The organism is Ahrensia marina, from assembly GCF_001293565.1.
GTDB classification, from domain to species: Bacteria; Pseudomonadota; Alphaproteobacteria; order Rhizobiales; family Rhizobiaceae; genus Ahrensia; species Ahrensia marina.
Map to the genome: position 1 here is coordinate 20,481 of NZ_JXMU01000003.1, position 12,614 is coordinate 33,094.

Consider the following 12,614-nt stretch of genomic DNA (forward strand, 5'->3'; position numbering starts at 1 on the left):
ACATGATCGATGAGGCCCAAAAATCTATGTAAAAAGCGAATTCATATTCGCAACACCTTGCTCAACCCCGTCTTGCCTCTTAAAAACACGGAAAGCCGAAGTTAAGTTCGGCAGCTCGTAAACCGGAACCCAAAGCGACCTTATGCAACTTACGTTCTATGCTCTTTTTGCGCCGTTTATCGCCGCCTTGTTCGCGCCGATGCTCGTCCGGATTTTCAGCCATAATGCGGCTTGGATTCTAGCGCTGGTGCCAGCGCTGTTGTTTTTCCATTACACAGGTTTTCTCCCTGAAATTTCAGATGGCGGCCGTGTTACGGGTGGTGTGGAATGGATACCTTCGTTCAACGTAAACTTCTCCTGGTTCATTGACGGGCTATCGCTGACATTCGCGCTGTTGATCACAGGCATAGGCACGCTCATCATTTTGTATGCCGGTGGCTACATGAAAGGCCATCAGCAGCAGGGACGTTTTTTGTCGTTCATGCTCATGTTCATGGGCGCGATGCAGGGCTTGGTTCTATCAGACAGCTTTCTGATGTTCTTTGTGTTCTGGGAATTGACGTCGATAACGTCGTTCCTGCTTATCGGTTTTAACCATGACAAAGAGCGCTCGCGCCGCGCTGCTATGCAGGCGCTCGTGGTGACCGGGCTTGGCGGATTGTCGCTTTTGGCCGGCCTCATCATGATTTGGAATATTACAGGCGTTTCTGAAATCTCGCTGCTTTTAGGTACGGGCGATGCTTTGCGTGAAAGCCCGTTTTACTTGGCCGCTTTCCTGCTTGTTCTCGGCGGCGCATTTACAAAATCAGCACAGTTCCCGTTACATTTCTGGTTGCCCAATGCGATGGAAGCGCCAACGCCGGTTTCAGCCTATCTTCATTCTGCAACAATGGTTAAAGCCGGTGTTTTCCTGTTGATGCGCATGAATCCGGTTATGGGCGACACGGCGTTGTGGGAAACTGTTTTGCCGTTATTTGGCGGCGCAACACTGCTCGTCGGTACATGGTTAGCTGTGCGCCAGACCGACCTGAAACTTATGTTGGCATACACAACCGTCGCTTCTCTTGGTTTGCTTGTGATGTTGACGGGATTTGGAACAGAAAAAGCCATTGAAGGTGCGGTTCTATATCTGATTGCTCATTCGCTGTTTAAAGGCTGTTTGTTCATGGTGGCAGGAAATGTCGACCATGAAGCGGGAACGCGCGATGTGACAAAGCTTGGCGGGCTGATGGCCGCGATGCCGATAACATTTGGCGCAGCATTGCTTGCCGCTTTGTCTATGGGCGGTTTGCCACCATTTGTCGGCTTCCTTGCAAAGGAAGAAATCTACTATGGAATAGCATCTGCCGATAGCTGGTCTATATTTGTTACTGGCGTGGCGATTATCGGCAATGCGTTGATGCTTGTTATCGGTTTTGCTGTTGCCTTAAAGCCGTTCCTTGGCCCCAAAGTAGAAACGCCTAAATCCGCACATGAAGCACCATTGCTGATGTTTGCAGGCCCTGTTGTGCTTGCAGCATTGGGTTTGGTGGGCGGACTATTGTCCGGCGTGTTTCACAAGCTCTTTTCCAGCCCGATGGCATCCGCCGTTGCAGGTACGCCGCTGGAGATAAAAATTACCGTCATTCCGCATCTTGGTTTAGCCCTGACATTATCTGTCATTACTGTAGCCCTTGGTGTTGTGATGTACTGGGGAATGGCGTGGCTTCGAGAGAAAATGGCGAGCCTTCTCAAGGCTATCGGTTGGGGCCCTGATGTTGGTTTTGACCAGTTCATACGCGGTTTGGTTAAAGGGTCAACAGCCTTAACGCGCAGGTTACAGACGGGCTCGATGGAGTTCTACGTGACCACCGTGTTTGTCGTCTTGGGCATCAGCCTCTTTGTAGCGCTTTATAAAGCCGATGAATGGCCACAGTTACCTGCAATCCCAAGCCTGTTTATCTACGAATGGGCCGTAATCCTGATTTGTGTGATTGGCTTGTTCTCCGTAATTTTTGCGAAAAACCGTCTTACTGCGATTGTGTCGCTGGGCATTCAAGGGTTTGGCGTTGCGCTATTGTTCATGCTGATGGGCGCACCGGATTTGGCCTTCACGCAATTTATGGTCGAAACATTATCGGTTGTTATTCTTGCTCTTGTTATGACGCGCTTGCGTCTGCTGCCGCAGGATCATCGCTCCGCCTATCAAACATTCCAGGATGGCTTTATCGCTTTAGGTGCCGCCACAGCGATGACCCTTATTCTGCTCGGTGTGGTGCAAACAGAATTCGATCCGACATTGAGCGAATTTTTCAATGCTTATTCCTATACGATTGCACAGGGCAAAAATATCGTGAACGTCATACTCGTTGATTTCCGCGGTGTTGATACATTCGGTGAAATCGCCGTGGTGATGGTATCCGGTCTGGCAATTCTCGCCCTTATTCGGATTTTACCTAAGAAAACCAATCCTGACGTGCCTCGATCCGAGAATACGGAGGAAATATTCTGATGCGTACGCTCATTTTCCGAACCGTTGCCCCTTACTTCACAAGTCTGATGTTGATTTATTCAGTCTTCGTATTGCTGCGTGGCCATAACGAGCCAGGCGGAGGCTTTATTGGTGGTTTGATCGCTGCGTCAGCTTTGGCCATTTATGGTGTTGCATGCGGTGTATCACCAGTTCGCCGCGCAATACGGTTTCACCCGATGGCGATTGCAGGGTTTGGACTTTTCATGGCTGCAATAGCAGGCGTTATGTCTATCTTTGTGGATGTGCCGTTTCTAACCGGCTTGTGGATCTACCCGAAAGTCTTTGGCGTTGAGTTGAAATTATCGACAACGCTGATCTTCGATATTGGTGTTTATCTGGTCGTCCTTGGTTCGATAACCTCTACTGCTTTGGCGTTGGAAGAAAGGGAGCGTGACTAATGGAAGTTGCGATTGCTATTCTGACAGGCGTGTTTTTTCTCGTCTCGATCTATCTGATCCTTTCACGCCACATAATCCGCGTTTTGTTGGGCGTGGCTATGCTCGGCAACGGCGTTAATTTGACGATTTTCACAGCCGGACGGATTACGCGGGAAATACCGCCGATCATTGGAGATGATGCGACTGTACCGCTTGAAGGCATTGCAAACCCATTGCCGCAGGCGCTCGTGCTGACGGCGATTGTTATTGCCTTTTCATTCTTTGCTTTCCTGCTTGTTCTGGTTTTCCGCACCTATCAGGAGCTTGGTACCGATGACACGGCAGAAATGCGTGATGCTGAACCAGAAGGCGAAGCATCGCCTCCGCTTGGCTATTAAGGTGATTTTGTAATGGCTTCTGCGAAAAAATCTGATGTAAACCTCGAAAACGCCATGGTTATGGCCGATCCGGCACTGGCCGATTGGCTTGTTGCTGCGCCGTTGATTCTGGGTTTTATTTTTGGCGCTATCTGCTTGATGCAGCGCAAGAATGTGCTTTTACAAACGCGTATTGCGCTTTTCGGTCTTCTTTTGATGCTGATTGCCGATATCGGCTTGTTCATCAATGTTTGGCAAAACGGTACTGTCGTGATGACGATGGGCCGGTGGCTGCCGCCATTTGGCATTACCTTCGCGGCTGATATGCTGGGCGCTACATTTGCGCTTGTTGCCGGTATTGTCGGGCTGGCAGGCGGCATTTATGCATTAAGTGATGTAGACAGCACATCGCGCCGTTACGGCTTCTATCCGTTTTTATTGCTGATGCTGGCCGGTGTAACGACAGCTTTCCTGACCGGAGATATTTTCAATCTCTATGTCTGGTTTGAAGTGTTGCTCATTTCTTCCTTCGGCCTGATTGTTCTGGGTTCTGAGCGCAGGCAGCTTGACGGGGCTATCAAATACGCTTTTCTGAATTTGGTTGCGACAACGCTGTTTCTAATTGGTGTGGCGTATTTGTATGGCGTATTCGGCACATTGAATATGGCCGACATCGCCCGCAAAGCGCCTGCCTTGCAAGAAGCAGAAGGGCCGCATTTTGCAATCGCAATCATGTTCCTTTTTGCATTTGCAATGAAAGCGGCAGCGTTCCCTTTAAACGCTTGGCTGCCTGCCTCATACCATACACCGCGAATTGCGGTATCTGCCGTCTTTGCCGGCCTGCTGACGAAGGTCGGGGTTTATGCATTGCTGCGTATTTTCCTGACTATGTTCCCGGCTGACCGCGACGAGCTTGGCGCTGTAATCGCAATTATTGCGGCTTTAACGATGCTCGTAGGCGCTTTGGGCGCTCTGGCGCAGACAGATATTCGCCGTGTCCTAGGCTATTTGGTTATTTCCGGTATTGGCTTGATGTTGGCCGGCCTTGCACTGGGCAGTGAAACAGGGATTTCAGGCTCCATTTTTTATGCGGCCCATTCAATGATTGTTATGACGGCGCTTTATCTGTTGGCGGGCATTATCGGCCGCTTGATGGGTACGTTTGATCTTCATAAGGCAGGCGGCCTATATCAGGCTTCACCGTGGCTGGGCGCGCTGTGTCTTGTTCTTGCCTTTTCAGTTTCAGGACTGCCGCCGTTTTCCGGCTTGTGGCCGAAGGTTCTACTTGTAAAAGGCTCGATTGACGTGGGCGCATGGTGGCTTGCGGCTGCAATCATCGTGTCAGGGTTTTTGACCACGATCGCCATGGTGCGCGTGTTTTCATTTTCTTTCTGGCGAACCCGCGCTGAAGGTTTGGTGGAAATCGGCCCAATTTCGCGCGAAGGGCGTATCAAGCTTTATGCTGCTCTGGGGCTTACAGCTCTGACTGTTATCGCGGGTGTATATCCCGAGCCATTTATACAGGTGAGTGATCGGGTGGCTTTCGAGTTAACCCATCCCCAAACTTATATTGATGCGGTATTTGGCGGGAACCAAGAGGGAGGCGGCCAATGAACCTCTATGTCGTAAACCTGCTGCTTGCAATGGCGTGGATGACGCTGACCGATTCATTCAGCTTGGGCAACATGATCTTCGGCTTTGTGCTATCGGCTGCAGCGTTATCGCTGATCCGCGAACAGGTGGGATCGGTTGGCTATTTTTCAAAAATTGGTCGCATTTTGTCGCTGCTGATACTCTTCCTCTATGAACTGGTTATGTCGGCAGTAAGAGTGGCGATTCTTGTTGTTAAACCGAATATGAACTTAAAGCCCGGTATCTTTGCCTATCAACTTCAAGTTGACCGTGATCATGAAATTACCTTGTTGGCCAATTTGATTACGCTGACGCCGGGTACTTTGTCGGTTGATGTGTCAGAAGATCGCTCAACACTTTACATCCATGCGCTTGATTGCTCCGATGTAGATCAAATTCGCAAAGATATTGCTGAAGGCTTTGAGCGTAAAATATTGGAGGCGTTTCGATAATGTCATCCGAATTTTTGAATTTTTCCGTTCAGTTCGCTCTTGTTTTATTGAGCGCAGCATTTTTGCTAACGGTTCTCAAAGTGATAAAAGGGCCGACACTGCCTGACCGTATTCTGGCGCTTGATATGCTGGTTGCTACCGCAATTGGTTTCATCGCGGTTATCGGGCTTAAAACAGGCTATACGCTTTATGTGGATGTTGCCATTGCGCTTGGTCTTGTCGGCTTTTTGGCGACTGTTGCTTTTGCCCGCTTCATCCTGGCGCGTGGCCAGACCGAAGAAGGGCGTGAAAAAAAGAGACTTGAGGAAAGTCAAAAACAGTCTGAAACTGAAAAACCAAGCGTTGAGCCGGACACCAATAGCAAAGTTGTTGAAAAGCCATCTAAAAAACCGGTAACGGCAAAAAAGACAGCTTCTCAAAAAGTTGCAAAGACGCCCCGTACCCGTTCCAGGAAAACGCCGAAGAAACCGGAAACAAAATCATGATTGATGGATTAGCAGATATAATTGCGGGCCTGATGATAATTGCCGGGTCAACCTTTGCGTTTCTTGCCGCTGTTGGTCTGTGGCGACTGCCTGATATTTACACGCGTATGCATTCGGCCTCCAAGACTGGAACAGTCGGATCCGGCCTGTTGCTGCTGGCATTGGCTGCGCATGTCGGGGATACATCAACAGTCACACGTGCACTCGCGGGTGTTGTCTTCTTCTTGCTAACAGCTCCGATTTCGGCTCATCTTCTGGCCAAAGTGTCCTATGCCGTTGGCTACAGACTTACGGACATCTCTGTCGTCGATGAACTTAAAAAATGATGTGCTTTCAGGATTCGCCTTGGATAAGATTCCTGATTTTTACAGCTTTTTCAAAATGATCCAGTTTGTGAATTGATATCCACCACTCGGCCGCTTCCATAAGTAATTCCGGATTATCGTTTTTATTCGAGAAAAATGCATAGAAGGAGAGGCCGACATTTTCTCCTTTTTGAGCGATTTTGGAATCGCAAACTGAAATGGCCTTTTGTCTTAATGATGCGCGCATAATGTCCTTAAAAAATGAATTCTATACACCGGCGCTGTGCCCAAATGTGTCAGCAGTCTTGCTTTCTCCACAATCTGAAATTACCGGAAGTAAAAATGTAAGCTCTGCTACGAAGCTATTATCGAGCAGTTTATAAATGTTGTAGTATTTGCTATAATGAGTAAGCCGTACTTAATAGATTTAAGACCAGCGCATTCTTTTGGAACTTCATTAGTCTATAAACGTTTAGCTTACTAATGACCTTTAGCACGCGGCGAATTTTATATTTTTCTACATATATTTCACCACAATAAAAATAATAGGTGGCCCATGGAAAAGACCGATACAGACATCGAATTTAATGAATTACTTGCGGAGCTGACCGCTCAAGTGGTTTCAGCTTATGTGGGCAATAATACAGTTGAGGCAGATGATTTGCCCGGTTTAATCGCCAACGTTCATGGTGCCCTGAGCAACACGGTATCAGATACAAAAGCAGCGGAAGCTGAAAAGCCGAAACCCGCCGTAAACCCCAAGAAGTCGGTATTCGACGATTATATTATTTGTCTAGAGGACGGTCAGCAGTTCAAGTCTTTGAAGCGGCACCTCATGAGTCATTATGGTCTTACGCCGCAAGACTACCGTGAGAAGTGGGATTTACCTGCCGATTACCCGATGGTTGCGCCTTCTTATGCCGAGCGCAGATCTAAACTTGCCCGCGAAATGGGTCTTGGCCGCAAGCGCAAGAAATAAGCGCTCATCGCAGTCTTGCAAGTAAAATGCGGTGTGCCGATGCCAAAGCTAGGTGCCTGTTGAGATTATAGCGATAATGATGGGAAAGTCCCCGGTTGCGCTCCAATGCAAGCTTTCGATTGATCGTACTGATCCATCCTCTTACTTGATGTGGTGATGCGGCTTTAAGTTGTTTCGACGATATGCCGACAAAAAGTTCCAATACTGCGGACGGATTCAGTTCATATGCTTTGGTTATCACAGACAAGTCTCCCATAGAGCTACAGTACTCCCGAAAATATGAGTGGTGACTGTGGGTTGGATAAGTTTGCACCAACCGCGTCAAATTCTGCAGAATTTGTGTATAGATTCAGTGGCTTGAAAAAATAGGAATAATTGCCTATTAAATCGATGCTGACATGGTGTAGGAATATAGTCCTCAATACGGAGGGCTTTATGCGCAAAACCAAGGCAATAAAACAAAGCAATTATCTCAGCGACTTTTTACCGTCTGCGACTTCTAATCGATGCTTAGAAGAGCAGGCCTATATGCCCGTTTGTGTCTGCAGACACACTGCAAGTGCGGATTTACATATGGAAATATGTGATGGGCTGATCGATATGATGGCAGCGCTATTTAATGTCTCAGGTCGGCAGTTGCGCTCGCCCAAACGCGACAGCAAAGACGTTGCCCGCGTGCGGCAAATAGGAATGTATATTGCCCGGGTCACACTGTGTCTAAACATTCGTTTAATTGCCGACGGTTTTGCGCGCGATAAGAGCACTGTGACGCATGCCTGTCATCTTATCGAAGATCTGCGCGACGATGAAGAGTTCGACATCATTATAACGCGCGTGGAAGCCGTGGTGAGCGCCGCATTTAAACATGCATTATCAGCAAAGGTTGGTGATAATGACTACAAATAAACAATCATTAGATCAAAAACGTAGTCTGCGATTGTTGTCGATGCTGGCAAAACAGCCGGCGACTTTAGAGCCCAGTGCAAATGAGGATAGCTGCTTTCTCCATCTCAACGGATTAAGGCGTGTAAAATGCGATCGGAAAATGATCGGAGCGTGGATCGCCAGCGAATTGATTGCCGTGCGCGACTCGAACGGTGCGCAGGAAATTTTCATCACAGCGCTCGGACGAAAGCACGTTACCCGAAAACGGGAAGGCGACTTTGCTGCTCAACATAATGAGATGCAAACAGATCAGATAAGCCTTGGTGATTGCCTCCAAACAGTCAGGCGCAATATCAACGAGTCGCCGCTGTCTGCTCTATATAGAGCGTATGGCACGGGTAAGAAAAGCTGGCTTAGTTCAGGGGAATTTGATGCCGGTGAACGTCTACGTATGGATTTTGAATATGCGCAGATGGGGCCTAAAATTACAGCTTCGTGGGATCCGACATCTCATCTTAATGGCGGGAAAGGAGGGCGCAGGCCAGCCGCAAACCACTCCGAACGGACAATGGGTGCACGTGCTCGCATACAGCGCGCAATCGACGCTGTCGGGCCTGAACTATCAGGCGTGCTGCTCGATGTGTGTTGTTTTCTAAAAGGGATGGAAGATGTTGAAAGAGAAAGGCAATGGCCGCGGCGGTCTGCCAAACTGATGTTAAAGGTCGCTCTTTCTATGCTGGAGCGTCACTATCATCCACCGGCAACCGGTGCATATTCAGCAAAAATACGGCATTGGGGTCACGCTGATTTCAGGCCGGAAATGTAAATTTCAAAGCGCAGCATTGCTCATGCTGCGCAATTTATGGCAACCAGATCACCTAAAGACCAAATATATCAATTAACGGTCGCAGTTTTCGCATCCAGCTTCATGCGCTCGATCATTGCACGCAAACCATTCGAACGTTGTGGTGATAGATGGCTATCGAGACCAAGATTCTGCAACAGATTTTCTGCATCAAACGCGATGATTTCATCCGCTTTTCGTCCGGACAAGGCGGCAATCATAATGGCGACAAGGCCGCGCACGATATGTGCGTCCGAAGTTCCTTCAAAATGGAGAATTTTCGGGTCTGCATCTGAAACAGATGTCGCAAGCCAGACCTGGCTGACACACCCGTTGACTTTGTTTTCGGGCGTGCACTTTGCTTCATCAAGCTCCGGCAAAGCTTTTCCAAGCTCAATCACATAGCGATATTTGTCTTCCCAATCATCAAGGAACTCAAAGTCGTCAAGAATGGTTTTGATGTCGTTGGCCATAGTGCCCCGCTATTATCACTGTTAGCGTTTACATAGGCCTGCATCGGCGAGGCAGCAACCCACAGCCAAGCCGAAAAAATATATTCTGCGTTACGTTATTGCACGCTGCCGGTTATGACCTGATCAGCTTCAGCCCGGCGCTTCTCACGGTGGTTTTCAATCATACCGGCAACAATATGTGCGCCATGTTTTGCGCGTTCCAATGTGGCCACCACAATGCGTTGACCTGTTTCACACACATACGGATCACGGCTGCAGATCGATTTCACATCACTTGCAACGCTTGCCGCCAATTGTAGAGCTTCAACGGATTTGAAGCTTGCTGTTTCAGGCGCTACAGCCGCTTCTGTTTCTTCAACGGCTGTTTCAGCGGGCAGTTCGGCAAAGCTCGGCAGTATCGCGAGAGCCAAAAAGCTGTAAAACATAAGTTTGAATATAAATCGCATTGTCACATCCTGTATGGCGTAAAAGCCGTTCCCGCAGAAGTGATCTCATATGCATCTGAAATTTTGTTCAGTTTTGGCACTGCAAATTGAACAAAATATAATTCAAATTTTATCTACCGGTAATTCATCTATGTTTTTTGAGGCTTTGCGGGCATTAAGCGCCTGTTTACCATGTTTGTAAAACCAAACGATTTTGAGCAAAATTCGCTTCATTCTTACTCCGAACGCATCTGAATTTATGCATTCGTTAAAGCCTCAAGGTCAAAATGGAACACGTTAGCGATTGCTAGTTTTGTTTATTTAGTACCGAGTATCTCAGCATTGTCATACATCAGTGAATTTTATCAATCAGCCAAAGATGTCGCCAAGCGCGCAATTTGTGGACTGCCAGCGCAGTCGGCTGATGAGCAAAAGCAGGCTGACTTGTGTGCAGAAGTGACCTTACGCCTCGGTGCGTTGGGCTTTGGCGCGGCCACTGGCGGAATAAGTTTAATTGCCATGCAGGCAGATACTCCCGTATTGGCCACGGCCAGTTTTGCATTGGCAACCAGCAGTATTCTTGGTTTGGCAGCGCTTAAGCGTAAATTCTCACCGCAGCTTACATTTCTTGCCAATAGTGCGGTCTGGCTTGCCGCTATCGGCTTTATCGCCAATGCTCACCCGTCAGTGGCGGCAGTGATGCTCGCAGCGCTGGGTGGCAGTTTCTATAAGCTCGATGTTTTGGGCCTTCAAAAGCCGGTGCTTGATTCGCACAGCGATATAGAAACCGCCGAAACGGAAGATGTTAGTTGCGCTCCTTGCCTGAATATGAAAGGCGAGGCTATTCACGATTTCTGTATTGGAGAGCTCTCCATTGGGGCAGGGCAACAACTTTCCGACCGGCTTCATCTGACGGATCGTGTCAGTTTTTTGCGCGCGCTTTCCGAGATGCGCTCAGTTGTGAAATCACATGTTGAGCTGTCCGTTCGTGTTAATTTATGCGCTGAGAACCAAGTTCCCCGCTATGAGGCAATGCAATTAGTATTGCGGCAAGAGGGCGCTCATATTGCGCTTTCCACAGGCGAGGAAACCGCAAAGCAGGAAGTTATCCCGACAGAGGCGGAGACTGTTCCAAAAGATCATGATAACAATCGTTTTCTGACAATTGTAAGTCATGAATTGCGCACACCGCTCAATGCGATCATCGGGTTTTCTGATGTTCTTCGCAATGATATCGGCCGCAAGCTTCCGCAAGATACACGCGATGAATATACAAACTTGATCCACGGCGCAGGTACGCATCTGTTGTCGCTGGTCAATACAATTCTGGATGTCTCTAAGCTTGATTCCGGTGCTTACGAAATTCACCGTGACGAGTTTGCATTTGACGCTACAGCACGTGACTGCATTGCGATGCTTTCAGGACAGGCGAAAACCAAAAATGTGAAAATCAATGACCGCATTGGCGCTGAACTGACACATGTGAATGGCGATCGCCGCGCCATCAAACAGATACTGATCAACCTGCTTTCAAATGCGATAAAATATACGCATGAAGGTGGGTTCGTGACCGTTGATGCGCATCAGGACAAAAAGGGCTTCTGGTTTGAGGTTTCAGATACCGGCATTGGTATGGAAGCGCACGAACTGAAAAAAATTGGCAAGCCATTCGCGCAAGTGGACAATAGCACAACGCGCAACAGTGAAGGCACAGGGCTCGGTCTTGTTCTTGTAAAGGGGCTTGTCGACCTGCATGGCGGAAAGATGTCCATATCCAGTAAACGGGATGTCGGTACGAGAATTGCTATCCATATTCCGGATCAAAAAACGGCGCAGAGCAACCCTGAGCAAAATGACACGCTTAATCAGCTCAAAGATATGCTGCCGCATGTCAGACTGAATACATCACACGTAGATAACAAGGAGATCAGCCATGGCGAACGCAAGGTTGGATGATCAATTTGATGATGAACCCTATGGTTTGTTCGATGCGTTGTCGGCACGTTACGGTCACTTAATCAGTAAACCGTCGAATATTGCATGGACAGTTGGCGCAGTTGTGACCGTTGGCTTTGTATTTTCAAACGCACTGTTTTTTCAAAACGGTAAGCACCCTGCGGCAATGTTTGAAACGCGGACGGAAAACCGTAACGCTAGTCTAAAGGCAGACGAACTTGACCTGCCTGTTGTTTCGAGCGAGCCGAAAAAAGAAGTAACGCGTATCGTATATGATACCGATACTGAAACACGTACTCAGTCGCTACCAAAACCGTTACCGACAGTCACACCGCGGCCGCAAATTACATCTCCAGCGGAAGATGATGTTTCGTCAGTTGAGGTTGAAGATAACGGCAAGAATGCGTTGAAAGAACTTCAGACACTATTGGCTGAGCTTGGCTATTATGACGGTGATCTCGATGGTTTAACGGGGCCTAAAACACGTGCCGCTATTGAAAAATACAAAGCAAATGTTGGTCTAAAAGGCATAAGCCTTAGCTATGACGAATTGGCATTGAGCGCACGCAATAATCTTATTGTGACGGCAGCAGTACCAAAAGCGCGCCCTGAGATTAAAGCGTCTGAAATTACTGCAACGGCCAAGCCTGAACCGAAAGATGAGGTCGCAGCATATATTCCACCGGCACCCAAGCCGCAGCAGGTTACTGCATTAAAATCCAATACAGTTGCCAAGGTTCAAGCCGGGCTACGGGCCTTTGGCAATGAAACTGTGTCAGTTGACGGTGTTCTTGGATCAAATACACAAAACGCGATCAAAGAATTTCAGAGCCTGTTCCGTTTACCTGCCACTGGCAAAATTGATGAGCAGCTTGTGGCAAAAATGACGGCTGTTGGCCTGATAAACTAGAA

General features: G+C 48.2%; 15 protein-coding genes. 12 read left to right on the forward strand and 3 right to left on the reverse strand.

Features of this window, described 5'->3' with window-relative positions:
• Positions 1–142: 142 nt before the first annotated feature.
• Genes SU32_RS02970 through mnhG form a run of 7 tightly spaced genes read left to right on the forward strand, consistent with a single transcriptional unit; the run spans position 143 to position 6,161 of the window.
• Positions 143–2,491 (forward strand): putative monovalent cation/H+ antiporter subunit A, encoded by a 2,349-nt coding sequence (locus tag SU32_RS02970; RefSeq protein ID WP_053997854.1) that lies wholly within the window; start codon positions 143–145, stop codon positions 2,489–2,491.
• Positions 2,491–2,910, forward strand: a complete 420-nt coding sequence (locus SU32_RS02975; protein ID WP_053997855.1) for a Na+/H+ antiporter subunit B — start codon at positions 2,491–2,493, stop codon at positions 2,908–2,910. Before SU32_RS02970 ends, SU32_RS02975 begins: the two co-directional genes overlap by 1 nt.
• Entirely contained in the window at positions 2,910–3,287 is a 378-nt protein-coding gene (locus SU32_RS02980) for a Na+/H+ antiporter subunit C (protein WP_053997856.1), read from the forward strand. The genes SU32_RS02975 and SU32_RS02980 overlap by 1 nt, the downstream gene beginning before the upstream one ends.
• Before the next feature lie 12 nt (positions 3,288–3,299).
• On the forward strand, positions 3,300–4,880 hold the full coding sequence (locus SU32_RS02985) for a Na+/H+ antiporter subunit D (protein WP_053997857.1): 1,581 nt from the start codon (positions 3,300–3,302) through the stop codon (positions 4,878–4,880).
• Positions 4,877–5,350, forward strand: a complete 474-nt coding sequence (locus SU32_RS02990) for a Na+/H+ antiporter subunit E (RefSeq protein WP_053997858.1) — start codon at positions 4,877–4,879, stop codon at positions 5,348–5,350. The genes SU32_RS02985 and SU32_RS02990 overlap by 4 nt, the downstream gene beginning before the upstream one ends.
• Complete coding sequence (locus SU32_RS17500) at positions 5,350–5,835, forward strand: cation:proton antiporter (RefSeq protein WP_053997859.1); 486 nt, start codon at positions 5,350–5,352, stop codon at positions 5,833–5,835. Before SU32_RS02990 ends, SU32_RS17500 begins: the two co-directional genes overlap by 1 nt.
• Positions 5,832–6,161 carry a monovalent cation/H(+) antiporter subunit G gene (gene mnhG, locus SU32_RS03000; RefSeq protein ID WP_053997860.1) on the forward strand — a complete coding sequence of 110 codons (330 nt, stop codon included), beginning with the start codon at positions 5,832–5,834 and terminating at the stop codon, positions 6,159–6,161. The genes SU32_RS17500 and mnhG overlap by 4 nt, the downstream gene beginning before the upstream one ends.
• Before the next feature lie 7 nt (positions 6,162–6,168).
• Here the strand turns inward: mnhG and SU32_RS03005 are convergent, their stop codons facing one another.
• On the reverse strand, positions 6,169–6,387 hold the full coding sequence (locus SU32_RS03005; RefSeq protein WP_053997861.1) for a DUF6500 family protein: 219 nt from the start codon (positions 6,385–6,387) through the stop codon (positions 6,169–6,171).
• 309 nt (positions 6,388–6,696) lie between these two features.
• Here SU32_RS03005 and SU32_RS03010 point away from each other — a divergent pair, with 309 nt between their 5' ends.
• The 3 genes from SU32_RS03010 (at position 6,697) to SU32_RS03020 (ending at position 8,830) form a co-directional block, all read left to right on the forward strand.
• Positions 6,697–7,119, forward strand: a complete 423-nt coding sequence (locus tag SU32_RS03010) for a Ros/MucR family transcriptional regulator (protein WP_053997862.1) — start codon at positions 6,697–6,699, stop codon at positions 7,117–7,119.
• Between the two features lie 435 nt (positions 7,120–7,554).
• A complete protein-coding gene (locus SU32_RS03015) occupies positions 7,555–8,025 on the forward strand; it encodes a helix-turn-helix domain-containing protein (protein WP_201454863.1) in 471 nt (156 codons plus the stop codon).
• Between the two features lie 139 nt (positions 8,026–8,164).
• On the forward strand, positions 8,165–8,830 hold the full coding sequence (locus tag SU32_RS03020) for a DUF6456 domain-containing protein (protein ID WP_053997863.1): 666 nt from the start codon (positions 8,165–8,167) through the stop codon (positions 8,828–8,830).
• Positions 8,831–8,898: 68 nt separating this feature from the next.
• On the opposite strand, the gene SU32_RS03025 is transcribed toward SU32_RS03020, so the two are convergent.
• Entirely contained in the window at positions 8,899–9,321 is a 423-nt protein-coding gene (locus tag SU32_RS03025; protein WP_053997864.1) for a SufE family protein, read from the reverse strand.
• A 95-nt stretch (positions 9,322–9,416) separates the two neighbouring features.
• Complete coding sequence (locus SU32_RS03030) at positions 9,417–9,767, reverse strand: DUF5330 domain-containing protein (protein ID WP_053997865.1); 351 nt, start codon at positions 9,765–9,767, stop codon at positions 9,417–9,419.
• A gap of 321 nt (positions 9,768–10,088) precedes the next feature.
• Between SU32_RS03030 and SU32_RS03035 the strand changes: the two genes are divergently transcribed.
• Complete coding sequence (locus SU32_RS03035; RefSeq protein ID WP_053997866.1) at positions 10,089–11,702, forward strand: sensor histidine kinase; 1,614 nt, start codon at positions 10,089–10,091, stop codon at positions 11,700–11,702.
• Complete coding sequence (locus tag SU32_RS03040) at positions 11,680–12,612, forward strand: peptidoglycan-binding domain-containing protein (RefSeq protein ID WP_053997867.1); 933 nt, start codon at positions 11,680–11,682, stop codon at positions 12,610–12,612. Before SU32_RS03035 ends, SU32_RS03040 begins: the two co-directional genes overlap by 23 nt.
• Positions 12,613–12,614 lie beyond the last annotated feature (2 nt).